The organism is Enterobacter cloacae complex sp. 397G4, from assembly GCF_050031515.1.
In the GTDB taxonomy this organism is placed as follows: domain Bacteria; phylum Pseudomonadota; class Gammaproteobacteria; order Enterobacterales; family Enterobacteriaceae; genus Enterobacter; species Enterobacter hormaechei_C.
The window spans coordinates 696,406-720,899 of the sequence record NZ_JBLGWE010000001.1 but is presented as its reverse complement, the minus strand read 5'-3'; the positions used below and the strand labels follow the sequence as shown (position 1 = coordinate 720,899).

At 55.4% G+C, this 24,494-nt stretch carries 23 protein-coding genes and 1 other annotated feature; of the genes, 7 read left to right on the top strand and 16 right to left on the bottom strand.

What is annotated here, in order from left to right; genetic code table 11:
- Positions 1-149: 149 nt before the first annotated feature.
- Together dnaJ and dnaK are read right to left on the bottom strand one after the other, a co-directional pair.
- Positions 150-1,295, bottom strand: coding sequence for a molecular chaperone DnaJ (gene dnaJ / locus ACQG1Y_RS03465; RefSeq protein ID WP_014830600.1), 1,146 nt, complete (start codon positions 1,293-1,295; stop codon positions 150-152).
- Between the two features lie 87 nt (positions 1,296-1,382).
- A complete protein-coding gene (dnaK, locus tag ACQG1Y_RS03460; RefSeq protein ID WP_426736673.1) occupies positions 1,383-3,296 on the bottom strand; it encodes a molecular chaperone DnaK in 1,914 nt (637 codons plus the stop codon).
- Positions 3,297-3,592: 296 nt separating this feature from the next.
- On the opposite strand from dnaK, the gene satP reads away from it, so the two are divergent.
- The gene (gene satP / locus ACQG1Y_RS03455) at positions 3,593-4,159 is read left to right on the top strand and encodes an acetate uptake transporter (RefSeq protein WP_003856474.1); all 567 of its coding nucleotides are present in this window, start codon (positions 3,593-3,595) and stop codon (positions 4,157-4,159) included.
- Here satP and ACQG1Y_RS03450 read toward each other — a convergent pair.
- The 3 genes from ACQG1Y_RS03450 to tal form a co-directional block, all read right to left on the bottom strand.
- On the bottom strand, positions 4,136-5,458 hold the full coding sequence (locus tag ACQG1Y_RS03450; RefSeq protein ID WP_033486730.1) for an MFS transporter: 1,323 nt from the start codon (positions 5,456-5,458) through the stop codon (positions 4,136-4,138). The genes satP and ACQG1Y_RS03450 overlap by 24 nt on opposite strands.
- A gap of 122 nt (positions 5,459-5,580) precedes the next feature.
- Complete coding sequence (gene mog / locus ACQG1Y_RS03445) at positions 5,581-6,168, bottom strand: molybdopterin adenylyltransferase (RefSeq protein WP_003856479.1); 588 nt, start codon at positions 6,166-6,168, stop codon at positions 5,581-5,583.
- Between the two features lie 110 nt (positions 6,169-6,278).
- Positions 6,279-7,232, bottom strand: a complete 954-nt coding sequence (gene tal, locus ACQG1Y_RS03440; RefSeq protein ID WP_003856481.1) for a transaldolase — start codon at positions 7,230-7,232, stop codon at positions 6,279-6,281.
- 262 nt (positions 7,233-7,494) lie between these two features.
- Here tal and ACQG1Y_RS03435 point away from each other — a divergent pair, with 262 nt between their 5' ends.
- Together ACQG1Y_RS03435 and yaaA are read left to right on the top strand one after the other, a co-directional pair.
- A complete protein-coding gene (locus tag ACQG1Y_RS03435; protein ID WP_032671446.1) occupies positions 7,495-8,928 on the top strand; it encodes an alanine/glycine:cation symporter family protein in 1,434 nt (477 codons plus the stop codon).
- Between the two features lie 66 nt (positions 8,929-8,994).
- Positions 8,995-9,768, top strand: a complete 774-nt coding sequence (gene yaaA / locus ACQG1Y_RS03430; protein ID WP_015572628.1) for a peroxide stress protein YaaA — start codon at positions 8,995-8,997, stop codon at positions 9,766-9,768.
- A 32-nt stretch (positions 9,769-9,800) separates the two neighbouring features.
- Here the strand turns inward: yaaA and ACQG1Y_RS03425 are convergent, their stop codons facing one another.
- From ACQG1Y_RS03425 to yjjY, 7 genes are all read right to left on the bottom strand, one after another.
- Complete coding sequence (locus tag ACQG1Y_RS03425; protein ID WP_015572627.1) at positions 9,801-10,088, bottom strand: DUF2502 domain-containing protein; 288 nt, start codon at positions 10,086-10,088, stop codon at positions 9,801-9,803.
- A gap of 248 nt (positions 10,089-10,336) precedes the next feature.
- A complete protein-coding gene (thrC, locus tag ACQG1Y_RS03420; RefSeq protein WP_128771995.1) occupies positions 10,337-11,623 on the bottom strand; it encodes a threonine synthase in 1,287 nt (428 codons plus the stop codon).
- 3 nt (positions 11,624-11,626) lie between these two features.
- Complete coding sequence (gene thrB, locus ACQG1Y_RS03415) at positions 11,627-12,556, bottom strand: homoserine kinase (protein WP_022650380.1); 930 nt, start codon at positions 12,554-12,556, stop codon at positions 11,627-11,629.
- A 1-nt stretch (position 12,557) separates the two neighbouring features.
- Complete coding sequence (thrA, locus tag ACQG1Y_RS03410) at positions 12,558-15,020, bottom strand: bifunctional aspartate kinase/homoserine dehydrogenase I (RefSeq protein WP_023295899.1); 2,463 nt, start codon at positions 15,018-15,020, stop codon at positions 12,558-12,560.
- Between the two features lie 24 nt (positions 15,021-15,044).
- Positions 15,045-15,162 (bottom strand) — a sequence feature (Thr leader region).
- Positions 15,101-15,169: a thr operon leader peptide gene (thrL, locus tag ACQG1Y_RS03405; RefSeq protein ID WP_015572623.1), complete on the bottom strand. Its 69-nt coding sequence runs from the start codon at positions 15,167-15,169 to the stop codon at positions 15,101-15,103. Its footprint overlaps the feature before it by 62 nt.
- 211 nt (positions 15,170-15,380) lie before the next feature.
- A complete protein-coding gene (locus ACQG1Y_RS03400; RefSeq protein WP_017383824.1) occupies positions 15,381-16,067 on the bottom strand; it encodes a tRNA/rRNA methyltransferase in 687 nt (228 codons plus the stop codon).
- A 399-nt stretch (positions 16,068-16,466) separates the two neighbouring features.
- A complete protein-coding gene (gene yjjY / locus ACQG1Y_RS03395) occupies positions 16,467-16,607 on the bottom strand; it encodes a protein YjjY (protein WP_001541509.1) in 141 nt (46 codons plus the stop codon).
- Positions 16,608-16,702: 95 nt separating this feature from the next.
- Here yjjY and arcA point away from each other — a divergent pair, with 95 nt between their 5' ends.
- Positions 16,703-17,419, top strand: a complete 717-nt coding sequence (gene arcA / locus ACQG1Y_RS03390) for a two-component system response regulator ArcA (RefSeq protein WP_003856501.1) — start codon at positions 16,703-16,705, stop codon at positions 17,417-17,419.
- 47 nt (positions 17,420-17,466) lie between these two features.
- Here arcA and creA read toward each other — a convergent pair whose 3' ends face one another.
- Entirely contained in the window at positions 17,467-17,937 is a 471-nt protein-coding gene (creA, locus tag ACQG1Y_RS03385) for a protein CreA (RefSeq protein ID WP_414234765.1), read from the bottom strand.
- 215 nt (positions 17,938-18,152) lie between these two features.
- On the opposite strand from creA, the gene robA reads away from it, so the two are divergent.
- Positions 18,153-19,022 carry an MDR efflux pump AcrAB transcriptional activator RobA gene (gene robA / locus ACQG1Y_RS03380; RefSeq protein WP_003856504.1) on the top strand — a complete coding sequence of 290 codons (870 nt, stop codon included), beginning with the start codon at positions 18,153-18,155 and terminating at the stop codon, positions 19,020-19,022.
- Here robA and gpmB read toward each other — a convergent pair.
- Positions 19,019-19,666, bottom strand: coding sequence for a 2,3-diphosphoglycerate-dependent phosphoglycerate mutase GpmB (gene gpmB, locus ACQG1Y_RS03375; protein WP_006810187.1), 648 nt, complete (start codon positions 19,664-19,666; stop codon positions 19,019-19,021). The two genes, robA and gpmB, sit on opposite strands and share 4 nt — an antisense overlap.
- 48 nt (positions 19,667-19,714) lie before the next feature.
- Here gpmB and yjjX point away from each other — a divergent pair, with 48 nt between their 5' ends.
- A complete protein-coding gene (gene yjjX / locus ACQG1Y_RS03370) occupies positions 19,715-20,230 on the top strand; it encodes an inosine/xanthosine triphosphatase (RefSeq protein WP_015572619.1) in 516 nt (171 codons plus the stop codon).
- Between the two features lie 27 nt (positions 20,231-20,257).
- Here the strand turns inward: yjjX and trpR are convergent, their stop codons facing one another.
- Both trpR and sltY read right to left on the bottom strand, forming a co-directional pair.
- On the bottom strand, positions 20,258-20,587 hold the full coding sequence (gene trpR, locus ACQG1Y_RS03365; protein WP_003856511.1) for a trp operon repressor: 330 nt from the start codon (positions 20,585-20,587) through the stop codon (positions 20,258-20,260).
- A 55-nt stretch (positions 20,588-20,642) separates the two neighbouring features.
- Positions 20,643-22,580 (bottom strand): murein transglycosylase, encoded by a 1,938-nt coding sequence (sltY, locus tag ACQG1Y_RS03360; protein ID WP_017694548.1) that lies wholly within the window; start codon positions 22,578-22,580, stop codon positions 20,643-20,645.
- 226 nt (positions 22,581-22,806) lie between these two features.
- Here sltY and ettA point away from each other — a divergent pair, with 226 nt between their 5' ends.
- Positions 22,807-24,474, top strand: a complete 1,668-nt coding sequence (gene ettA, locus ACQG1Y_RS03355; RefSeq protein WP_006810191.1) for an energy-dependent translational throttle protein EttA — start codon at positions 22,807-22,809, stop codon at positions 24,472-24,474.
- The last annotated feature ends 20 nt before the right edge of the window (positions 24,475-24,494 follow it).

The following is a 24,494-nucleotide window of genomic DNA, read 5'->3' as shown; positions in this document are numbered from 1 at the left end:
TACCTCGGTAAAACCATAATATCAGCGCAAACAGATCGGTAAAAACAGATTAATATTGTGTATATATTCAGTTTAACCGAGGAATAACGCTATAAACAAAAAGCCCGGAATTGCTTCCGGGCTTTAAAGGATAGTAACCAGCTAGCGGGTTAGCGGGTTAAATCGTCGAAGAATTTTTTGACGCCATCGAAGAAGCTTTTGGAGCGCGGACTGTTTTTCTCACCCGTCGGGCCGCCAAAGCTTTCCTGAAGCTCTTTCAGCAGCTGTTTCTGCTTATCGTTCAGGCCGACCGGCGTTTCCACGACCACGCGGCATAAAAGGTCACCCTGCGCGCCACCGCGAACGGATTTAACGCCTTTGCCGCGCATGCGGAACAGCTTCCCGGTCTGGGTTTCGCCAGGGATTTTCAGGTTAACGCGACCGTCCAGCGTCGGCACTTCAATTTCGCCACCCAGCGCCGCCATCGCAAAGTTGATCGGCACTTCACAGTACAGGTTGTTACCTTCACGCTCGAAGATGGCGTGCTGCTTCACCTGAACCTGAACGTACAGATCGCCTGCCGGTGCGCCGTGCTCGCCGGCTTCACCCTCACCTGCCAGACGGATGCGGTCGCCCGTATCCACGCCTGCCGGGATCTTAACGGACAGCGTTTTGGTTTTCTCCACGCGACCGTGACCGTGGCATTTGGTGCACGGATCTTTAATCAGCGTACCGCGACCATGACAGTGCGGACAGGCCTGCTGCACCGCGAAGAAGCCCTGGCGCATCTGCACCTGACCGGAACCGTGACAGGTTGGGCAGGTCTGTGGCTGAGTCCCCGCTTTCGCGCCGCTGCCGTGGCAAACGTCACACTCTTCCAGCGTCGGAATACGGATCTCTTTGGTGACGCCGCGAACCGCTTCTTCAAGCGTCAGCTCCATGTTGTAGCGCAGGTCTGCGCCGCGCGCCGCGCGCTGACGACCACGCCCGCCGCCGAAGATATCGCCAAATACATCACCAAAGATATCGCTGAAATCAGCGCCGCCGCCGAAGCCGCCGCCACCAAATCCACCGCCGCCCATGCCGCCCTGTTCAAAGGCCGCGTGACCGTACTGATCATAGGCCGCACGTTTTTGTGCATCGGTCAGGACTTCGTAGGCTTCTTTAATCTCTTTAAATTTGGCTTCAGCCTCTTTGTCACCCTGATTACGGTCAGGGTGGAATTTCATGGCCAGGCGCTTATACGCCTTTTTGATTTCACGCTCTTCCGCAGTTTTCGGAACGCCTAAAATCTCGTAATAGTCTTGCTTTGCCATTGGTTTTTTTAAGCCCCTTAACATGCGAGCACGGGCGTGGAGAATTCTCCTACGCCCGTGCCGATTACTTACCCTGCATCAGGGCGATTATTTTTTGTCTTTCACTTCTTCGAACTCAGCGTCGACAACATCGTCGTCTTTCGCGTTGTTCTGGGAAGCATCAGCGCCCGCCTGCTGCTGTGCGTGCTGCTGCTGAGCGATTTCCATCAGCTTCTGAGAAACCTGTGCCAGCTCCTGCATCTTCGCTTCGATGTCCGCTTTGTCTTCGCCTTTCAGAGACGTTTCCAGCGCGCTCAGTGCAGTTTCGATCGCAGTTTTGTCTTCCGCTGGCAGTTTATCGCCCGCTTCTTCAACCTGCTTACGGGTGCTGTGCAGCAGATGGTCACCCTGGTTACGGGTCTGAACCAGCTCTTCGAACTTACGGTCGGATTCCGCGTTAGCTTCGGCATCACGAACCATTTTTTCGATTTCCGCTTCGTTCAGGCCAGAAGATGCCTTGATGGTAATCTTCTGCTCTTTACCGCTATTTTTGTCTTTCGCAGACACATGCAGGATACCGTCAGCATCGATGTCGAAGGTGACTTCGATCTGTGGCATGCCGCGTGGTGCCGGGTTAATACCGTCCAGGTTGAACTGACCCAGAGATTTGTTATCCGCCGCGCGCTTACGCTCACCCTGAATCACATGGATGGTTACCGCAGACTGGTTGTCTTCAGCGGTAGAGAACACCTGGCTGTGTTTCGTCGGAATAGTGGTGTTTTTGTTGATGAGCGGAGTCATCACGCCACCCATGGTTTCGATACCCAGAGACAGCGGGGTAACGTCCAGCAGCAGTACGTCTTTTACTTCACCCGTCAGAACACCACCCTGAACCGCAGCACCGATAGCAACCGCTTCGTCCGGGTTCACGTCTTTACGTGGCTCTTTACCAAAGAACTCAGCCACTTTCTTCTGAACCATTGGCATACGAGTCTGACCACCTACCAGGATAACGTCCTGAATGTCAGACACGGACAGGCCAGCGTCCTGCAATGCAACTTTCAGTGGCTCGATAGAACGGTTCACCAGGTCTTCTACCAGGCTTTCCAGTTTCGCACGGGTCACTTTAATGTTCATGTGTTTTGGACCGGTCGCGTCTGCGGTGATGTACGGCAGGTTCACGTCGGTCTGCTGAGCGGAAGACAGCTCGATCTTCGCTTTCTCAGCGGCTTCTTTCAGTCGCTGCATGGCCAGCGGGTCGTTACGCAGGTCAATGCCCTGATCTTTCTTGAACTCGTCAACGAGGTAGTTGATCAGACGGGTATCGAAGTCTTCACCACCCAGGTGGGTATCACCATTGGTTGCCAGAACTTCGAAGGTTTTTTCGCCGTCAACGTCGTCGATTTCGATAATAGAGATATCGAAGGTACCACCACCCAGGTCGTAAACCGCGATAGTACGGTTGCCAACTTCTTTATCCAGACCGTAAGCCAGTGCTGCTGCGGTTGGTTCGTTGATGATACGTTTTACTTCCAGACCTGCGATACGGCCAGCATCTTTGGTTGCCTGACGCTGAGCATCGTTGAAGTAAGCAGGTACGGTGATAACAGCTTCAGTTACCGGTTCACCCAGGTAATCTTCCGCGGTTTTCTTCATTTTCTTCAGCACTTCAGCAGAGATCTGCGGAGGTGCCGTTTTGGTGCCTTTCACATCAAGCCATGCATCGCCGTTATCGGCTGCGATGATTTTGTAAGGCATGATGGAAACGTCACGCTGAACTTCTTCGTCCTGGAAGCGGCGGCCAATCAGGCGTTTGATCGCAAACAGGGTGTTTTGCGGGTTTGTCACGGACTGACGTTTAGCCGGCTGACCAACCAGAGTTTCACCATCCTGGGTATAAGCAATGATAGAAGGCGTGGTGCGATCGCCCTCGGCGTTCTCCAGCACACGTGCAGTAGTGCCATCCATAATCGCTACACAAGAGTTGGTAGTACCCAGGTCGATACCAATAATTTTACCCATCTAAACGTCTCCACTAAAAATTCAGTCAACATGTGGTTGTGTACCTGTAATAAGGGCAGAACGTGCTTTTTCAACTGCCCAGATTTGATTTTTTTCAGGTCCACACACTGCGGTTGCTTACAAGATGGGGTCACAACAGCATCCATCAAGGGGGAAGGATAAAAAATTTTTTAATTTCACCCCGGTGAGATCATAGACGGCGTCGATGCCGCCCATTATGATGCCGCGCCCCGTCAGGTAGAACTGGCGCGGGTTTAACCATTTCACCATATTAATGATGATTTTTTTGAGGACTTATGGGCAACACTAAGTTGGCTAATCCGGCTCCGCTGGGCCTGATGGGTTTTGGCATGACCACCATTCTGCTGAACCTGCACAATATCGGGATGTTCCCGATGGACGGCATTATCCTGGCGATGGGCATTTTTTACGGCGGTATCGCACAGATCTTTGCGGGCCTGCTGGAATATAAGAAAGGCAACACCTTCGGCTTAACCGCCTTTACCTCTTACGGTTCCTTCTGGCTGACTCTGGTCGCAATTCTGCTGATGCCTAAAATGGGCCTGGCAGAGGCGGCAAACGCCCATTTCCTGGGCGTGTACCTGGGACTGTGGGGCGTGTTCACCCTGTTCATGTTCTTCGGTACCCTTAAGGCGAACCGCGCACTGCAATTCGTCTTCCTGAGCCTGACCGTACTGTTCGCTCTGCTGGCCATCGGTCACCTGGCGGATAACGAAGGCATCGTTCACGTTGCCGGCTGGGTAGGTCTGGTTTGCGGCGCAAGCGCAATCTACCTGGCCATGGGTGAAGTGCTGAACGAGCAGTTCGACCGCACCATTCTACCGATTGGTGAAAAACACTGATCCCTCTGTCGTGCCCGCGTCGCGGGCACGACGTCCCTCTGACTGGCGAAGCCACCCCCCCAAAACCAGTCCCATCAGCGATAACGCCAGCACGTACCACGCAGGTGCAAGGGGTGACACCCCCATCAACACCGTCACCACAATCGGGGTCAGCCCACCGAAAATGGCATACGAGACATTATAAGAGAAAGAGATCCCAGTGAAGCGTACCTCCGGCGGGAAGGCGCGGACCATTACGTACGGTACGGCGCCAACGACGCCCACGCACAGCCCGACGACACCGTATAGCAGGAACAGCTGTTCAGGATGGGTGCCCGCAAGATGATAAAATGCCCAGCTCGACGCGGCCAGAAGCAAACTGCCGACAATAAAGGTCGCGCTTGCGCCGAAACGATCCGCCGCCAGCCCGGCGGCCAGACAACCAAAGCAGAGCATAATTGTCGCGATACTGTTCGCCTGTAACGTCACGGCAGGCGCAAAACCGTACTGTTTTTGCAGCCAGACCGGTGACATCAAAATGACCACCACGATCCCCGCAGACAGCAGCCAGGTCAGAAGCATCGATACCACTACCGCTTTTTTATGCCGCACTACTACGGTTTTCACCGGCAGTTCTTGCGCCAGCGCCTTCCGCTGCTGCATTTCCAGAAATATTGGCGTCTCCTGCAACCAGCGTCGCAGGTACATTGCCACCAGCCCAAACGCCCCGCCCAGCAGGAACGGTATACGCCAGCCCCAGTCGTGAACGGCCTGTTGCGTCATGCTGGTATTGATGATGGTTGCAACCACGGAGCCAAGCAGGATCCCGATCGTCAGCCCTGCGGTCAGCGTTCCGCACGCAATGCCGATGCGGCGCACCGGGACGTGCTCAGCGACAAACACCCAGGCGCCCGGCACTTCCCCGCCGATGGCCGCGCCCTGGAGAATACGCATCAGCAGCAGCAATAACGGGGCGATAATGCCCATCGACTCATAGGTAGGCAAAAGCCCAATCGCCAGCGTCGGCACGGCCATAAGCAGGATGCTGAGGGTAAACATCTTCTTGCGCCCGACCAGATCGCCAAAGTGCGCCATGACAATGCCGCCCAGCGGACGCGCCAGATAGCCGGCAGCGAAAATGCCGAAGGTTTGTACCTGACGCAGCCATTCCGGAATATCCGCCGGGAAAAACAGCGCCCCCACAACGGCGGCGAAGAAGACAAAGATGATGAAGTCGTAAAACTCCAGCGCGCCGCCCAGGGCAGCGAGCGTGAGGGTTTTGTAGTCCTGTCGATTCAGAGGTCGGGTGTTATGTGACATAGCGAACCATTGTGCATGTGTTGTGGATTATTTTTTACAGCAATCGTAAAGAAAAAATTACTATATCGTAAATCCATTTACACGCTACCGCGGCTGGCGCTAATGTCACATTTTAAAGAATTTCAGGAGATTGTTTCGCGGCGAGCGCTTTTAGGGCGAAATGCTGCTACCACGTTGCCGTCAGTTTCCACATACGGACCGTCAAGCAGTTGTATACAATACGGTACACTTGCAAAGATACCGTGGACGATAACGCTGCCGTCCTCGGCTTTTACCCCTTCCAACGTCTCTTTTATCGACTTCGGCTGCCCCGGCAGGTTCAGGATCAGCGCCTGTTTGCGGATCACCCCGACCTGACGGGAAAGAATGGCCGTCGGGACAAAGTGTAGACTGATCTGGCGCATCTGCTCACCGAAGCCAGGCATTTCACGATCGGCGATAGCCAGCGTCGCGTCCGGCGTTACATCGCGGCGCGCGGGGCCGGTTCCGCCCGTCGTCAGCACCAGGTGGCAGCTCATCTCATCCACCAGTTCACACAGGGTTTGCTCGATGATCGGCTGCTCGTCCGGGATCAGGCGAGTCTGGATCTCAAACGGGGTAGTGAGCGCGCTGCCCAGCCACGCTTCCAGAGCAGGGATGCCTTTATCCTGATAAACACCGCTGGAGGCGCGGTCAGAAATCGACACTAAGCCGATGCGTAAGGTATTCATATCCATTCCATTCAAAAAGTACTGATTAAAGGGAATGATACACGCAGAGAGAAAATTCAGACAGAGGCGGGGGAAAGACGCGTGACCGGGAACCCGGTCACGCAGAATGATTACAGCAGGTCGCCGATCATTTTTTCCAGTTTTTCCTGGTCGATAGCAAACTTACGGATACCGTCCGCCAGTTTATCTACGGCCATTGGATCCTGGTTGTGCTGCCACAGGAACTCGGACTCGGTGATGCGCTCAGGGCGTGCTTTCACTTCGCCGGTGTAGGACAGTTTACGCTCGATAGCACCTTCGCTTTCTGCCAGCTCTTTCAGCAGCGCAGGAGCGATGGTCAGTCGGTCACAGCCAGCCAGCTCGATGATTTCGCCGACGTTACGGAAGCTTGCGCCCATAACAACGGTCTCATAGCCGTGCTGTTTGTAGTATTCGTAGATTTCAGTCACTGAAATCACGCCTGGATCTTCAGACGCCGCGTACTCTTTCTTGTCGGTGTTGGCTTTGTACCAGTCCAGAATACGGCCCACGAACGGAGAAATCAGGTATACGCCAGCTTCGGCACATGCACGCGCCTGCGCGAAGGAGAACAGCAGAGTCAGGTTACAGTTGATGCCTTCTTTTTCCAGCTGCTCAGCAGCGCGGATGCCCTGCCAGGTAGACGCCAGTTTGATCAGGATACGGTCATTGCTGATGCCCGCATCGTTGTACAGTTTGATCAGGCGTTTTGCTTTTGCGATAGACGCTTCGGTGTCGTAGGACAGGCGAGCATCAACTTCGGTAGAGATACGGCCAGGAACGAGCTTCAGGATTTCCAGACCGATGTTCACTGCCAGTTTGTCAGTAGCATCCACAACCTGCTGCGCGCGGTCATTGCTCTGTGCTTTTGCCCAGGTCACCGCCTCGTCGATCAGTTTGCGATACTCAGGGATCTGCGCGGCGTTAAGGATCAGAGAAGGGTTGGTTGTGGCATCCTGCGGCTGGTACAGCTTCATTGCCGCGATATCTCCGGTGTCAGCGACGACAGTGGTGAACTGACGAAGGGAGGTCAATTTATCCGTCATGATAGTGTTTCTCTTTTAACGTGCCCTGGATAATTCACACTACCGACAGCTTGCCAGCAGCGGAAAAATGACAGGTTTACTTGTTAGGGGGATGTAACCGGTCTGCCCTGATGATAACACGAGTGAGAGGCAGCGCAACCGCAGACAGTGCGCTTAGGCAGAGTATGATAAACTCAGAATATTAACAGGCTGCTAAGTAACAGCATGCACAATCAGTGGTAGCGCTTACATATTCACTTTGGCATCAACAAGAGGGACGTTAGTGCCTGATTTCTTTTTCTTTATCAACGAAGTCCTCTGGGGTTCGATCATGATATACCTGCTTTCAGGAGCAGGTATCTGGTTTACGTGGCGCAGCGGTCTGATTCAGTTTCGCTATATCCGCAAATTTGGCAGAAGTCTGAAAAACAGCGTCACCCCACAGCCGGGCGGCCTGACCTCGTTTCAGGCGCTCTGTACCAGCCTGGCCGCGCGCGTCGGCAGCGGTAACCTGGCCGGTGTCGCGCTGGCGATCGGCGCGGGCGGTCCGGGCGCGGTATTCTGGATGTGGGTGACGGCGATTATCGGTATGGCCACCTCCTTTGCTGAATGCTCGCTTGCGCAACTCTACAAAGAAAAAGACGGCAAAGGTCAGTTTCGCGGCGGTCCCGCCTGGTATATGGCTCGCGGGCTGGGAATGCGCTGGATGGGCGTTCTGTTCTCGATCTTTTTGCTGATTGCCTATGGCCTTATTTTCAATACCGTTCAGGCAAATTCCGTCGCCCACGCGCTGCGCTTTGCCTTCAATTGTCCGGAGTGGCTGACGGGCGGCGCGCTTGCCCTTCTCACTCTGCTGACCATTGTGACCGGGCTCAAAGGGGTTGCCCGCCTGATGCAGTGGTTGGTTCCGCTGATGGCGCTGCTGTGGGTGTCCACCAGCCTGATGGTATGCGCGATACATATCGACGAGGTGCCGAACGTCATCGTCACCATTTTCCAAAGCGCGTTCGGCTGGCGCGAAGCGGCTTCCGGCGCGCTGGGTTACACCCTTAGCCAGGCACTCACTGCGGGTTTTCAGCGGGGTATGTTCTCCAACGAAGCGGGAATGGGCTCCACGCCGAATGCCGCCGCAGCGGCCGCATCCTGGCCCCCACATCCCGCCGCGCAGGGCATTGTACAGATGATTGGCGTCTTCACAGACACCATTGTTATCTGCTCCGCCAGCGCGATGATAATGCTGCTGGCCGGTGCCGCTGAACAACCGTCCGGTAGTACGGCAGGCATTCATTGGGTACAACAGGCGCTGGTCTCCCTCGTCGGCAGCTGGGGCGCGGGCCTTGTCGCACTTGTCGTGGGACTTTTTGCCTTTAGTTCCATTGCGGTGAACTATATCTATGCCGAAAACAACCTTATCTTCCTGAAAGTTGACTCGCGTCTGGCCCGCAACATCCTTCGCGCGGGCGTGCTGGCGATGGTGTTTGTAGGTTGCCTGCTCAGCATGCCGATGATCTGGCAAATAGCGGACGTCATTATGGCGCTGATGGCCATCACGAACCTGACGGCCATTTTGCTGCTTTCACCGGTTGTGGCGCTGATCGCGCGCGATTATCTGCGTCAGCGCAAGCTCGGCGTACCGCCCGTCTTTGACGCCTCACGCTATCCCGAAATCGAGTCACAAATTGCCCCTGGCACCTGGGATGATTTGCCGCGGCAATAACAGCTATCGATCAATTCAGGGCGATTTTTTGTTAAAGTCGCTCTAAATTTCCTGCAAGGACTGGATATGCTGATTCTGATTTCACCTGCCAAAACGCTCGACTACCAGAGCCCGCTCGCCACTGAGCGTTATACCCAGCCGGAATTGCTGGACTACTCACAACAGCTGATCCACGAGGCGCGTAAGCTTTCGGCTCCGCAAATCGCTTCGCTGATGAGCATCAGCGATAAACTCGCCGACCTGAATGCCACCCGTTTTCATGAGTGGCAGCCTGACTTCACGCCCGCCAACGCCCGCCAGGCGCTGTTGGCCTTCAAAGGTGACGTCTACACTGGCCTGCAAGCAGAAACGTTTAGCGAAGCCGATTTCGATTTTGCCCAGCTGCATCTGCGCATGTTATCCGGCCTGTACGGGGTGCTGCGACCGCTGGATCTGATGCAACCGTATCGTCTGGAGATGGGTATCCGCCTGGAAAACGCTAAAGGTAAAGATCTGTACCAGTTCTGGGGCGATGTCATTACCGACAAGCTTAACGCGGCGCTGCAAGCCCAGGGGGACAACGTGGTGATCAACCTGGCCTCCGATGAGTACTTCAAATCGGTGAAGCCGAAGAAGCTGGATGCGGACATTATCAAGCCGGTATTCCTCGACGAGAAAAACGGCAAATTTAAAGTGATCAGCTTCTACGCCAAAAAAGCGCGCGGTCTGATGAGCCGCTTCATCATTCAAAACCGTCTGACGAAGCCAGAGCAGCTCACTGGCTTTAACAGTGAAGGGTATTTTTTCGACGAGGCATCGTCAGGAAAAAACGAGCTGGTGTTTAAGCGTCACGAGCAATAAAAAGACAACCCCGCCAGCTGGCGGGGTTTGTGTTAATGGTGCTTCCGGTCCGGGCCCGGGCGACGATCGTCATGACGGTGGTGATCGTCACGATCGCGATGTTCATCGTGCGGACGCCAGTGGTTATCGCGCCAGTCATAGTGCGCTTTCCACCAGTCATGGTCGCGCCAGCGGCCGCCATCCCAGTAGTGCCCGTTATTATCCCGATCGCCAATTTGCAGTTTTACCGCTGGCACGAGGGTGATCTCAGCTGCCTGCACCGCCATGGGAGCGACCAGCATCAGTGAAAGCGCGATAAGTGCAGGTTTCAGTGTAGACATAGGTGACTCCTTATTCTTCTTGCCCAACGTGGGCCGATATAAGGAGAGTACGTGATGGGGACGGGGGATGTTATTCTCTGCAATCCTAAACGCTAAGTGACCGCATTTATTGGGAATTTCTGCTTTTTTCCTGCTGTTTTTCTCCTTAATTTCTTCACAAAAAAGCCGGGTGGCGCTGCGCTTACCCGGCCTACGATGAGTTCGCCGTTGTAGGCCCGGTAAGGCGAAGCCGCCACCGGGCAGCACAATCACGCTCGGGCCATCATCAGCTTACGCAGCGCGGCAAAGTCTGCGGGCAGCTCATGAGACAGCAGCGGCAGGTCGGCGCGATCGGCCAGCTCTTTTGGCAGCGGCAGCGTTTCCCCCAGGATCGCTTCCACACTCTCTTTGAACTTGGCCGGATGGGCGGTGCCGAGGAACAGGCCATACTCACCCGGTTGAAGCTGATCGCGCAGGGCACGATAGGCAATCGCCGCGTGCGGCTCAGAGGTATAGCCCACCGCTTTCAGCTCGCGCATGGTGGCTTTCGTGGTTTCGTCCGTCACCGCTGCGTAGCCCAGATCGCCCAGACGCCAGACCTTACGGCGGAACAGCTCTTCCACACGCGGCCAGTTGTTAGGCTGTGACACATCCATCGCATTGGAGAGCGTGGCCTGAGTCGCGTTCGGCGCCCATTTTCCGTCCTTCAGGAAACGCGGCACGGTGTCGTTGGCGTTGGTGGCGGCGATAAAGCGCTTCACCGGCAGGCCGAGTGATTTCGCCAGCAGGCCTGCCGTCAGGTCGCCGAAGTTGCCGCTTGGCACGGAAACCACCAGTTGATTGCGCGCCTCCTGCGGCAGCTGCGCCACCGCTTCGAAGTAGTAGCAGATCTGCGCCAGCAGACGGCTGATGTTGATGGAGTTGGCAGAGTTCAGCCCCAGCGCCGCCTTCAGCTCTTCGTCATCGAAGGCCTGCTTCACCAGCGCCTGACAGGCATCGAAATCGCCGTCGATCGCCACGGTTTCAATGTTGCCCCCAAGGGTGCAGAACAGTTTTTCCTGAAGCGGGCTGATTTTGCCTTTCGGATAGAGGATCACCACGCGGACGTTTTTCAGGCCGTAGAACGCATGGGCCACCGCCGCTCCGGTATCGCCTGAAGTCGCGGTAAGAATGGTCACCGGTTTGTCGCCGCTGATGTGGGTCAGCATCTGCGCCATAAAGCGACCGCCGAAATCTTTGAACGCCAGCGTCGGGCCGTGGAACAGCTCCAGACAACCAACGTCAGGCTCCACCTGCTTCACCGGCGCCGGGAAAGCAAACGCCGCACGCACGCGTTCTTCGAGCAGCTCCTGCGGGATTTCGTCGCCGATAAAGGCAGACAGAATTTTGGTGCTGCGGGTGACAAAGTCCTGCTTCAGCAGCTCATCGATTTCGGTCAGCTGAAATTCCGGCAGGTCGTGGGGGAAGAACAGCCCCTGATTTTTGCCAAGCCCCTGCGTTACCGCCTGCGCGAAGCTGACCTGCTCGTTATGATCTTTAAGGTTGTAGAGTTTCATTCGTTATCCCAGTACTCGTGCGCCAGCCGTGTCCAGACGGCAAATATGAACAAAGCCTTCCTGATTTTGCAGGTAGTGTTTAGAGAGCCAGTCCGCCACGCGCTGCGCGGTGTCTGGCTTGTCGCATAAGGCGAACAGCGTCGGGCCGGAGCCGGAGATGCCGCACGCCTGTGCGCCGATATCCATGGATGCCTGTCGCGCTTCGTTAAAGCCCGGCAGCAGCTTCGTGCGATACGGCTCGGCAATGACGTCTTTCATCAGTTTCGCCGCCAGCTGCGGCTGACGGGTGTAGCAGGCGTGAATAAAGCCCGCCAGATGACGCCCGTGGGCGATACAGTCCTGACGACGATACTGCGCCGGCAGGATCGCACGCGCTTCGGCGGTAGACACTTTAATGCCCGGATAGGCCAGCACCCACAGCCACTCATCAAACCCTGGCACCTGCTGGCTGATGATGCCATTTTCTTCAATCATCAGCTGCATGCCGCCAAGGAAGCACGGCGCCACGTTATCATAATGAATGCTGCCGGAGATGCGCCCTTCCAGCTCGCCCATCAGCGCCAGCAGACGGCTGTTGTTCAGCGGCTTGCCGCAATGCTCATTCATCGCCACCAGCGCGGCGACCACCGAGCAGGCGCTCGAGCCCAGCCCCGAACCAATCGGCATGCTCTTTTCCAGCGTCATGGCGACCGGCACGTTTTTGCCGATCTCCTGACAGAAGCGTTCCCAGCACTGATAAACGATATTCTCGCGCGGTTCAGACGGCAGCTTACTGGCGAAGCGGCCGATGTTATTCAGGCTGAAGCGCTCTGCCGCCTCAACCGTAACCGTATCGCCCAGCAGCGAACCGTCCACCGGCGTGACCGCCGCGCCCAGCACGTCAAATCCGACGCTCATATTGGCGCTGGAAGCCGGGGCATATACTTTAACCATCTTAAACTCCTAACTTCCATGACAGGGTACGCAGCAGATCGGCAAACACGCCTGCCGCCGTCACATCATTCCCTGCGCCATAGCCGCGAAGCACCAGCGGCAGTGGCTGATAATAATGGCTGTAGAACGCCAGGGCGTTCTCGCCGTTTTTCACCTTGTACAGCGGATCGTTGCCATCCACTTCGGCAATCTTCACCCGGCAGACGCCGTCTTCTTCAATGTTGCCAACATAGCGCAATACCTTACCTTCATCACGGGCTTTCGCAACGCGTGCGGCAAAGGCGTCGTCAAGCTGCGGCAACCTGGCCATAAAGGCGCTGACGTCACCGCTGTCATCAAATTCTGCTGGCAGCACCGGCTCAATCACGATATCCGAAAGCTCCAGCTCGCGGCCAGTTTCGCGCGCCAGGATCAGCAGCTTACGCGCCACGTCCATGCCGGAGAGGTCGTCGCGCGGATCCGGCTCGGTGTAGCCCAGCTCGCGCGCGGCGCGGGTGGCTTCCGACAAGCTCATCCCTTCGTCCAGCTTGCCGAAGATAAACGACAGGGAGCCGGAGAGGATGCCGGAGAAACGCTGTAGTTCGTCGCCCGCGTTCAGCAGGTTTTGCAGGTTCTCGATGACCGGCAGGCCCGCGCCCACGTTGGTGTCATACAGAAACTTACGGCGCGACTTACTCGCCGCCAGCCGCAGCTGGTGATAGTAATCCATCGACGAGGTGTTGGCCTTTTTGTTCGGCGTCACCACGTGGAACCCTTCGCGCAGGAAATCCGCGTACTGATCGGCCACCGCCTGGCTGGAGGTACAGTCAACGATCACCGGGTTAAGCAGGTGATATTCTTTCACCAGGCGGATCAGGCGGCCCAGGTTAAATGGCTCTTTCGCCTCTTCCAGCTCCGCCTGCCAGTTTTCCAGATTCAGACCGTGGACGTTAGTCAGCAACGCTTTCGAGTTCGCAATGCCGCAAACGCGCAAATCGATATGTTTCTTCTTAAGCCACTCCTGCTGGCGCTTCACCTGCTCCAGCAGCGCGCCACCGACACCACCGACGCCCACCAGGAACAGCTCAATCACCTGGTCGGTGTTGAACAGCATCTGATGCACCACGCGCACGCCGGTAGTGGCGTCATCGTTATCCACGACAACGGAAATGGAACGCTCTGATGAGCCCTGGGCAATCGCCACGATATTGATATTAGCCCGGGCCAGCGCGGCAAAGAATTTGGCGGAGATACCGCGCAGGGTGCGCATGCCGTCGCCGACCACAGAGATAATCGCCAGACGCTCCTGAATCGAGAGCGGCTCCAGCAGCTCCTCTTTCAGCTCCAGATAGAACTCTTCTTCCAGCGCGCGACGGGCACGCAGGCAATCACCCTGCGGAACGCAGAAGCTGATGCTGTATTCGGAAGAAGACTGCGTGATCAGCACCACGGAGATCCCGTTGCGGGACATAGCGGCAAAGACGCGTGCCGCCATGCCGACCATGCCCTTCATCCCCGGGCCGGAGACGCTGAACATCGCCATGTTATTGAGGTTAGAAATGCCTTTCACCGGCAGGTCATCTTCATCCGCGCTGGCGCCAATCAGCGTGCCCGGCGCCTGAGGGTTACCGGTATTCTTAATCAGGCAAGGGATTTGGAACTGGGCAATCGGGGAGATGGTACGCGGGTGAAGAACTTTAGCGCCGAAGTAGGAAAGCTCCATCGCTTCCTGGTACGACATCGACTTCAGCAGCCTGGCGTCCGGCACCTGGCGTGGATCGCAGGTATAAACGCCGTCGACGTCAGTCCAGATCTCACAACAGTCTGCGCGTAAACAGGCCGCCAGCACGGCGGCGGAGTAGTCAGAGCCGTTACGCCCCAGCACCACCAGTTCACCCTTCTCGTTACCGGCGGTAAAGCCTGCCATCAGGATCATATGGTCAGACGGGATTTTGCTCGCCGCAATACGGCGTGTCGACTCGGCAATGTCGACGGTGGATTCAAGGTAGTGGCCCACAGCCAGCAGTTTTTCAACCGGATCGATGACCGTCACGTGGTGACCGCGCGCTTCCAGCACGCCTGCCATGATGGCGATAGAGAGTTTTTCACCCCGGCAAATCAGCGCCGCGTTGATGCTGTCCGGACACTGACCAAGCAGGCTGATACCGTGAAGAACGTGTTTAATCTGGGCAAATTCAAGTTCAACGGTGCTTTTCAGCTGCGCCAGCGGGAAACCAGGCTGGGCGTCGGCCAGCCCCTGAAGCAGATCGGCAAAGATACGCTCGGCGTCGCTGATGTTCGGTAGTGCATCCTGACCACCGATGGTTTTTTCAATCATCGCCACCAGGTGGTTCGTGATTTTGGCCGGGGCAGAGAGCACGGTGGCAACCTGCCCCTGCCTGGCGTTGCTTTCCAGGATATCGGCAACACGCAGAAAACGTTCTGCATTTGCCACTGACGTACCGCCGAACTTCAACACTCGCATGGTTCTACCTCATTTCCTTTAGCCGAAAAAAAAGCCCGCACTGTTCAGGTGCGGGCTTTTTTCTGTTTTTCCTGTACGCGTCAGCCCGCATCGTTACCTGTGGTAATGATGATGGTTGTAGTAATGGTGGTGATGCTGATGCGTTTCATGGATGTTGTGTACTCTGTCATTATTATCTGTCTGTGCTCTATTCTTTTAGGGTTAAAGGATCGAGCCCCTTAAGTCAATGAATTTTTAATTCGATCACAATTCGGGACATTCTCACGTCCCGCTGCGGGCAGATTTATTTTCATCGGAATAACCCAGATGCAACCCCAGACATCAGCAGGATCGGCCATAATAAAAACCTATGACACTATTTTACTCGGCTAATTTTTTTTCAATATCATGAAGCAATCGGTGCAGCATTGCCGTGTCGCGCTGCTCAAGACGCCCCAGGCGCTGCTGTAACCAGTCCACCATTTTTTGATCGTCAGCGACGCCCAACTGCTCAAGAAGGTTATCTGCACGAACACGCAGTGCCGCCAGCTGGTTTTCATCCGAAACTGTCACCGGTGGCTGAGAAATTTGTATTAAGGATGCTAATTGATAGCAATAGACCATCACCGCCTGCCCCAGATTGAGTGACGGATAATCCGCCACCATCGGCGCGCCCGTCAGCACGTCAGCCAGCTCCAGCTCTTCGTTAGTCAGCCCGGAATCTTCTCGCCCAAACACCAGCGCGGCTTTCTCCAGCCACTGGCTTTTCTCTTCCAGCATCGGCACCAGTTCAGCAGGCGTGGCGTAATAGTGAAACTTAGCCCGGCTGCGCGCGGTCGTCGCGACGGTAAACGAAATATCGTGGAGTGCGTCGGCGAGCGTAGCGTAAGTGGTTATATTATCGAGAATATCACCCGAACCGTGCGCCACCCAGCGCGCAGCAGGCTCCAGATGCGCCGTGCTGTCCACAATACGCAAATCGGTAAACCCCATAGTCTTCATGGCACGCGCCGCAGCGCCAATATTTTCAGCTCTTGCTGGTGCCACCAGCACAATCGACAGATGCATTTACGCTCTCTTTTTAATCAGTTAGCAGGTAAAAATGTGATTCAGTTCAACATATTACGCAGCACGAATTTACAATTTTGCAACACAAATCACCGAAATAGCGTTTCATAACAATTAAAAAAAGCTAAACTATTTTGTGGCTGAACAATCAGTTAGAATGTTAACAGAAGTCCATTATCCTTATGTTTTGTAATGATAATGACCATATGAATACTCTTTTCTGATTGGATTCGTACCGTTTATCAATCAATGTCCGCAACTAGTTGGTTTATTGAAAAATTGTGACAAAGGCTAGCATTCAGCTACGATGATTTCATCAAACTGTTAACGTGCTACAATTGAACTTGATATATGTCAACGAAGCGTAGTTTTATTGGGTGTCCGGTGTCACTTAGCCTGTTATGTTGCTGTTAAAATGGTTAGGATGACAGCCGTTTTTGACACTGTCGGGTCCAAAGGGAAAGTACCCACGACCAAGCTAATGATGTTGTTGACGTTGATGGAAAGTGCATCAAGAACGCAATTACGTACTTTAGTCACGTTAAGCCGATCATGTTAATTTGCGACATGCATCAGGCAGGTCAGGGACTTTTGTACTTCCTGTTTCGATTTAGTTGGCAATTTAGGTAGCAAACATGCAGACCCCGCACATTCTTATCGTTGAAGACGAGTTGGTAACACGCAACACGTTAAAGAGCATTTTCGAAGCAGAAGGCTACGATGTCTTTGAAGCGACCGATGGCGCAGAGATGCATCAGATCCTTTCTGAAAATGATATCAACCTGGTGATTATGGATATCAACCTGCCGGGCAAAAACGGGCTTCTTCTGGCGCGCGAACTGCGTGAACAGGCGAACGTTGCGTTGATGTTCCTGACGGGCCGTGACAACGAGGTTGATAAAATTCTTGGTCTGGAAATCGGCGCGGATGACTACATCACCAAGCCGTTCAACCCTCGCGAGTTAACCATTCGTGCACGCAACCTGCTGTCCCGCACCATGAATCTGGGTACGGTAAGTGAAGAGCGTCGTAGCGTCGACAGCTACAAATTCAACGGCTGGGAACTTGATATCAATAGCCGTTCGCTGATTAGCCCGAACGGTGAGCAGTACAAACTGCCGCGCAGTGAATTCCGCGCGATGCTGCACTTCTGCGAGAACCCGGGCAAGATTCAGTCCCGTGCAGAACTGCTGAAGAAAATGACCGGTCGTGAGTTGAAGCCACACGATCGTACCGTTGACGTAACCATCCGTCGTATTCGTAAGCACTTCGAATCTACGCCGGATACGCCGGAAATCATCGCCACGATCCATGGTGAAGGCTATCGTTTCTGCGGTGACCTCCAGGAGTAATTCTCCCGTCACGCAGTAAAAAACGGCGCATTTGCGCCGTTTTTTTATCAATGCCACGGCATAATCGGTACCGCGCTTATCGCGTATTTCGGTGAGCCGTCCACGACTTTGTCGGAATAAGCCAGATAAGCCAGGGTGTTACGCTTCGCGTCATAAAAACGGACCACCTGTAGCTTTTTGAACACCAGCGAGGTCCGTTTCTGGAATACGACGTCGCCCTGCGCTTTGCCGTTTTTGATTTTGTCACTCAATTCCACCGGGCCAACCTGCTGGCAGGAGATGGCCGCGTCAGACGTGTCTTCAGCCAGCCCCAGGCCGCCTTTAATCCCGCCGGTCTTTGCCCGGCTGACATAGCAGGTGACGTTTTTAACGTCCGGATCGTCAAAGGCTTCCACCACAATTTTGTGGTCCGGCCCAAACATTTTAAACACAGTATCCACGGAGCCAATTTGCTCCGCCTGTGCCACGCGCCCTGCCATCAGCGCCAGTGCTGCAAAGACTAAAACCTTGTATTTCATATTGTTACCATTCATAAAAATTACGCTGAGCGATTATTCAACAGGTTAGATAAAAATGTAGCAAGATCACAGGATTAGAATATATCCGCACATAAATCACTACAAAAAGCATTTATGCGCAAAAAAAAACACTGAATGCTAAAACGTCAAAAAATGCTATTATCCGCTAACCTGTAAACAGGCACCTGCGGCAGTTTTAAGGATGAGGATAGTATATGGATCAGGCTGGAATTATTCGCGACCTGCTCACCTGGCTGGAAGGTCATCTCGACCAGCCTTTGTCACTGGATAATGTGGCGGCAAAAGCAGGCTATTCCAAGTGGCATCTGCAAAGGATGTTCAAGGATGTCACCGGTCATGCTATCGGTGCCTATATTCGCGCACGTCGTTTATCAAAGTCTGCTGTCGCGTTGCGCCTGACCGCGCGACCAATCCTGGATATTGCCCTGCAATATCGCTTCGATTCACAGCAAACCTTCACCCGCGCCTTTAAAAAACAGTTCTCGTTAACGCCAGCGCTTTATCGCCGCTCGCCGGACTGGAGCTCCTTTGGTATGCGTCCGCCGCTGCGTCTGGGCGAGTTTGCGATGCCAAAATATGAAATCATCACCCTGCCGGAAACGCACCTGGTCGGCACCACGCAGAGCTACTCCTGTTCCCTGGAGCAGATCTCCGAGTTCCGCCATCAGATGCGCGTTCAGTTCTGGCGCGAATTTTTAAGCCATGCTCCGGCGATCCCGCCGATTCTGTATGGCCTGAACGAAACGCATCCCAGCCAGGAAAAAGACGACGAGCAGGAGGTGTTCTATACCACGGCGCTGACGCCTGACATGGCGAACGGTTACATTCATGGCTCGAAGCCTGTCGTGCTGGAAGGCGGCGAGTATGTGATGTTCTCATACGAAGGTTTAGGAACGGGCGTTCAGGAGTTCATCCTGACCGTTTACGGGACCTGCATGCCGATGCTGAATCTGAATCGCCGTAAAGGTCAGGACATTGAGCGCTACTATCCGGCGCAAGATGCTAAACCGGAAGAAGGCCCTATCAATCTGCGTATGGAATTCCTGATTCCGGTACGTCGTTAACGCTGCAACTCATCCAGTGCAGGGGCATCAAGATGCGAAATGTCCCCTGCCATCTCAACTACCCACCCCGATGCCAGCCAGGCACTTTCCTGATAGTCGATACGGGAAATGGAACAGTTGCGCAGACGCAAACGGCGTTCGGCGTAAGCCGGCAGTCCCAGAATGGTGCTCACCAGGCAACCCAGCGCGATACCGTGGCTTACCAGCAGCGGTCGGCTACCTGCCGGGAGTTTCAGGCACTCGGCCAGCGCGGCATGCATGCGCACGCTCAGCTCCTGCATGGATTCCCCTTCAGGGATGCGACCATCTTCAGTGCCGTTCACCAGCGTGCGGCGCCAGCCTTCTTCGGTTTCCGTCAGCGTATCGATAGGACGTTTTTCCAGCACGCCCATATCCAGCTCGCGCAGACGCGGTTCGAGGGTCACGTCGCAGCCACAGGCATCGGCGATGATGCGTGCCGTCTGCTGCGTGCGGCCTAAATCACTGGAGATGACGTGAGTGATACCCAGCGTTCTGGCGCGCTCCGCCACCTGCCACGCTTGCTGCACACCTTTGTCGGTGAGAGGACTGTCTGACTGGCCTTGAATACGTCGCTCGGCGTTCCACTGCGTTTCACCGTGGCGAACAAGGTATACCTGTAACATGCTTTTTTTCCGTTATACTGCGATGAATTTTTTAAATCGAGCTTAATTATGCACCATGTTGTCTCTGCTACCACCAATCCTGCCAAAATTCAGGCAATTCTAAGGGCATTTGAAGAGATCTTCGGCGAAGGATCCTGCCATATTGACGCCGTCGGCGTCGAGAGCGGTGTGCCGGAACAGCCGTTTGGCAGCGAGGAAACACGCGCTGGCGCACGAAATCGCGTGGCGAATGCAAAAGCCGCCGCGCCAGACGCTGACTTCTGGGTCGCGATTGAAGCAGGCATCGACGAAGGGGCGACCTTCAGCTGGGTTGTCATCGAAAGCCGTGAGCAGCGCGGCGAAGCGCGTTCTGCCACGCTGCCGCTGCCGGAAGTCATACTGGAGAAAGTCCGCGCGGGTGAGGCGCTGGGGCCGGTAATGTCGCACTACACCGGCATTGATGAAATTGGTCGTAAAGAGGGGGCGATTGGCGTCTTTACGGGTGGCAAGCTTACGCGTTCAGGCGTTTACCACCAGGCCGTTATTCTGGCGTTAAGTCCGTTCCATAACGCGATTTATCGTTAAGTTTGCAGGCCGGATAAGGCGAAGCCGTCATCCGGCGTTTTTCAGCAATACCGCTTCCAGCCACTGACGCAGTTCAACCGGCGCCGACTTCAGGCTGTTTGAACCACGGGTGATGGTCGCGATGCCCGCGCCCAGCTCGTTTTTCAGCTCGCGCTGGCTCATTTCGCCGCGCAGCAGTTCCTCAATAATGCGTACCCGCGTGCCCAGCGCTTCGCGTTCATCGGGCGTCAGCATCAGCTGTAGCAACGGTAAATGCAGATCTTTGTCGTAAGACTGGCGGAGCAACTCCACAAAACGAAGCCACTCCTGATGACGCTGTTCGGCCATGGCCGAGGAATACGGGGAATGCTGGGTCATGTTATGCTGCCTCTTGTACTCATTAGCGAGTACAGCATAACACAACCCGCGCCGATCAGTAACGTCTCTGCCACTCGGCATCGCTCATCAGGGTATCTTTCTGCCCCATGAAGTAGCGATAGTAGGCGTCATAAGCCAGCACATTCTTCACATAGCCGCGCGTTTCCGAGAACGGAATGCTCTCGACAAACGCCACGGCGTCGATGCGCCCTGCGCTGTTGCCAAGCCATGTCCGCACGCGGCCAGGTCCGGCGTTGTACGCCGCTGACGCGAAAATACGGTTATTACCGAACTGCTGATAGACGTACTGCAAGTAGCTGGTACCGATGTTGATGTTAGTCTCCGGATCCAGCAGCTGGGACGGGCTGCTGTAGCCTGGAATATTAAACATCTTCACCGTGTGCGTCGCGGTACCCGGCATAATCTGCATCAGGCCGCTGGCACCCACCGGAGAACGCACTTTCGGGTTCCAGGCGCTCTCCTGACGGGCAATGGCCATCGCATAGCTTTGCGGAATATCTTTGCCGCTGGTGTAGCGATCGAACAGATCCTTATAAGCCAGCGGGAAACGCTCTTCGAGATGATCCCACAGTTTGCCGGCGATCGTCGCCTGCACGCTCAGATCCCACCAGCGATTATCAAATGCATAGCGGGCAAGCTGCGCTTTCTCATCGGTGGTACGGCTGGTGACCAGATTCGCCCATTCGCTGCGCGCGGTATTATCCAGATTCCAGTACATCAGCTCGCGCACGCGCGCCATCTCCGGCCCCTGCGTCAGCGCCGGGTTCGCGTTGGCTGGCGCTTTGTCGATCTTCAGGGTGTACTCCTCGCCCAGACGCTGCGCCGCCGCCATCGGGTAGAATCCGCGCTGCTGCATCAGGGAGTGGAGGATCTCTTTGGCTTCATCTTCACGACCACGTTCCAGCAGCATGTCCGCCTGCCAGTAACGCCATTCATCTTTCTCTTTGGCATCCATCGGCAGACGCGCCAGCCAGGTATTGAGGCCACGACGATCGCCCGTTCCCAGCGCCATGCGCACGCGACGCTCCACCAGCGAGACAGAGTTTGAACGCATCACCGCATCGTCACGCCAGCGCGCCTGTTCGTCGGTGACATCTGTCCCCATCAGTCGCCATGCCACGATATCGCGCAGCTCCTGAGTTTGATCGTCATTAAGCTGCTGGGCCTGCACCAGCTGCGGGATCATCAGCCGGGCGTTTTCCACATCATCACGCGCCACGCTGGCAAAGGCCACCGCCGCCATCTGGCGGGTAAAATCGGTCGCGCCGGTAGTACGCGCAAACGTCAGCACGGTATTGGGATCGTTTGCAAGACTGATAACGGCAGACGCAATGGTCTGATAATCTGCGGGCATCTGGCCCGCCAGCACGGTGACCAGCCGGGTGTTTCCGGCCTTCATCGCCAGGCGAATACGTTCCAGGTAAGAGAGCGGATCCTGCTTGCCCGAGGCGCGCCAGGCGCTGAACAGCGGGTCACAGGCGTTTGGCTGGCTTTTGCCCGTCAGCCACAGCTCTTTCGCGCCGGTCCAGGCTTCCTCCTGCTGACCGGTCGCCCATTTCGCATAATAGTAATTACACTGCGCTTCCGTCGCGCCCGGTTTATCCGGGCTGAAAGCCAGCAGGCCGCGCCAGTCTTCGCGACGGGCCAGCTCGTTCACAAACCGGGACTTCAGGGTGCGCGCAGGCGGCAGGGTCGGGTTCGCCTGAATGAAGTTATTCACGGTGACGGTCGGTTGATTCATGAGATCGTCCGTGATCTGACGATACTCAAGATACGGATACAGCGGATAATCCTTCAGCGTCGGCATCAGCGCCTGCACGGTATCCATCTGCTTGTTGTCCCATGCCTGTTTAATCTGGGCATAGCGGTTACGTTGTTCATCCAGTGAATCGGCATGCACCGCCTGGCTTACCGCCATTACGCATACGCTGGCAGCCAGCAGACGCCAGACCACCCGTTTGGCTTTTTCCACAAGCTCTTCCTCATTGTTTTTCGTCAGTTGCAGCGTCTTGCCACGTCAAAGTTACATCAACTTATGCTAACCAGGCATCCCACAACGCGCCACGTCATGGACACTTTTTTACCTTTCTTGCGCGTTTTAACACTCCCGACGTTCCTGGCTGGGATTAGGGCGTGAAAAAGGCTACACTTCGAGGCTGAAATTCATTCTCATCACGATAAAAGAGGCGAAGTCCAACGTGGCTCAATTCGTTTATACCATGCATCGTGTCGGCAAAGTTGTCCCGCCGAAACGTCATATTCTTAAAAATATCTCGCTGAGCTTCTTCCCGGGCGCAAAAATCGGTGTTCTGGGTCTCAACGGTGCCGGTAAGTCCACCCTGCTGCGCATCATGGCCGGCATCGATACAGACATCGAAGGTGAAGCCCGTCCGCAGCCTGGCATTAAGATCGGCTACCTGCCGCAGGAACCCCAGCTGAACCCGGAACACACCGTGCGTGAATCCGTTGAAGAAGCGGTATCCGAGGTGGTTAACGCCCTGAAAGGTCTGGATGAAGTGTATGCCAAATACGCCGAGCCGGATGCGGACTTCGACAAACTGGCCGCTCAGCAGGGCAAATATGAAGAGATTATCCAGGCGCACGACGGTCACAACCTGAACGTGCAGCTGGAGCGCGCGGCCGATGCCCTGCGTCTGCCAGACTGGGATGCGAAAATCGCTAACCTGTCCGGTGGTGAACGCCGCCGCGTGGCGCTGTGCCGCCTGCTGCTGGAAAAACCAGACATGCTGCTGCTCGACGAACCTACCAACCACCTGGATGCGGAATCCGTGGCGTGGCTGGAGCGCTTCCTGCACGACTTCGAAGGCACTGTGGTGGCGATTACCCACGACCGTTACTTCCTCGACAACGTTGCGGGCTGGATCCTGGAGCTGGACCGCGGCGAAGGTATTCCGTGGGAAGGCAACTACTCCTCCTGGCTGGAGCAGAAAGATCAGCGCCTGGCGCAGGAAGCCTCTCAGGAAGCGGCCCGCCGCAAGTCTATTGAGAAAGAGCTGGAGTGGGTGCGTCAGGGCGCGAAAGGCCGTCAGTCTAAGGGCAAAGCCCGTCTGGCACGCTTCGAAGAGCTGAACAACACTGAATACCAGAAACGTAACGAAACCAACGAACTGTTTATTCCACCTGGCGCACGTCTGGGGGATAAAGTGGTTGAAGTGACCAACCTGCGTAAGTCCTACGGCGACCGTCTGCTGATCGACGACCTGACCTTCTCCGTGCCGAAAGGCGCTATCGTTGGCATCATCGGTCCGAACGGCGCAGGTAAATCGACCCTGTTCCGCATGATGTCCGGTCAGGAACAGCCTGACAGCGGCTCTATCACCCTGGGTGAAACCGTGAAGCTGGCTTCCGTGGACCAGTTCCGCGACGCAATGGATAACAGCAAAACCGTGTGGGAAGAGGTTTCCGGCGGTCTGGATATCATGCGTATCGGCAACACCGAGATGCCAAGCCGCGCTTACGTTGGCCGCTTTAACTTTAAGGGCACTGACCAGGGCAAACGCGTGGGCGAGCTGTCCGGCGGTGAGCGCGGTCGTCTGCACCTGGCGAAGCTGCTCCAGGTTGGCGGCAACGTTCTGCTGCTTGATGAACCTACCAACGACCTGGACATCGAAACCCTGCGCGCGCTGGAAAACGCCCTGCTGGAGTTCCCGGGCTGCGCGATGGTTATCTCGCACGACCGCTGGTTCCTGGACCGCATCGCAACCCACATCCTGGACTACCAGGACGAAGGTAAAGTGGAGTTCTTCGAAGGTAACTTCACCGAATACGAAGAGTACAAGAAACGCACGCTGGGCGCAGACGCGCTGGAGCCGAAGCGTATTAAGTACAAGCGTATTGCGAAATAAAAGCAAAACGGCAACTTCGG

Bases quoted from the DNA above. Each gene is read 5' to 3' on its own strand.
- robA (WP_003856504.1), top strand. From the start codon at position 18,153: ATGGATCAGGCTGGAATTATTCGCGACCTGCTCACCTGGCTGGAAGGT.
- thrA (WP_023295899.1), bottom strand. From the start codon at position 15,020: ATGCGAGTGTTGAAGTTCGGCGGTACGTCAGTGGCAAATGCAGAACGT.
- gpmB (WP_006810187.1), bottom strand. From the start codon at position 19,666: ATGTTACAGGTATACCTTGTTCGCCACGGTGAAACGCAGTGGAACGCC.
- creA (WP_414234765.1), bottom strand. From the start codon at position 17,937: ATGAAATACAAGGTTTTAGTCTTTGCAGCACTGGCGCTGATGGCAGGG.
- thrC (WP_128771995.1), bottom strand. From the start codon at position 11,623: ATGAAACTCTACAACCTTAAAGATCATAACGAGCAGGTCAGCTTCGCG.
- dnaJ (WP_014830600.1), bottom strand. From the start codon at position 1,295: ATGGCAAAGCAAGACTATTACGAGATTTTAGGCGTTCCGAAAACTGCG.
- mog (WP_003856479.1), bottom strand. From the start codon at position 6,168: ATGAATACCTTACGCATCGGCTTAGTGTCGATTTCTGACCGCGCCTCC.
- yaaA (WP_015572628.1), top strand. From the start codon at position 8,995: ATGCTGATTCTGATTTCACCTGCCAAAACGCTCGACTACCAGAGCCCG.
- trpR (WP_003856511.1), bottom strand. From the start codon at position 20,587: ATGACCCAGCATTCCCCGTATTCCTCGGCCATGGCCGAACAGCGTCAT.
- thrB (WP_022650380.1), bottom strand. From the start codon at position 12,556: ATGGTTAAAGTATATGCCCCGGCTTCCAGCGCCAATATGAGCGTCGGA.
- ACQG1Y_RS03425 (WP_015572627.1), bottom strand. From the start codon at position 10,088: ATGTCTACACTGAAACCTGCACTTATCGCGCTTTCACTGATGCTGGTC.
- dnaK (WP_426736673.1), bottom strand. From the start codon at position 3,296: ATGGGTAAAATTATTGGTATCGACCTGGGTACTACCAACTCTTGTGTA.
- arcA (WP_003856501.1), top strand. From the start codon at position 16,703: ATGCAGACCCCGCACATTCTTATCGTTGAAGACGAGTTGGTAACACGC.
- satP (WP_003856474.1), top strand. From the start codon at position 3,593: ATGGGCAACACTAAGTTGGCTAATCCGGCTCCGCTGGGCCTGATGGGT.
- yjjX (WP_015572619.1), top strand. From the start codon at position 19,715: ATGCACCATGTTGTCTCTGCTACCACCAATCCTGCCAAAATTCAGGCA.
- ACQG1Y_RS03450 (WP_033486730.1), bottom strand. From the start codon at position 5,458: ATGTCACATAACACCCGACCTCTGAATCGACAGGACTACAAAACCCTC.
- tal (WP_003856481.1), bottom strand. From the start codon at position 7,232: ATGACGGATAAATTGACCTCCCTTCGTCAGTTCACCACTGTCGTCGCT.
- ACQG1Y_RS03400 (WP_017383824.1), bottom strand. From the start codon at position 16,067: ATGCATCTGTCGATTGTGCTGGTGGCACCAGCAAGAGCTGAAAATATT.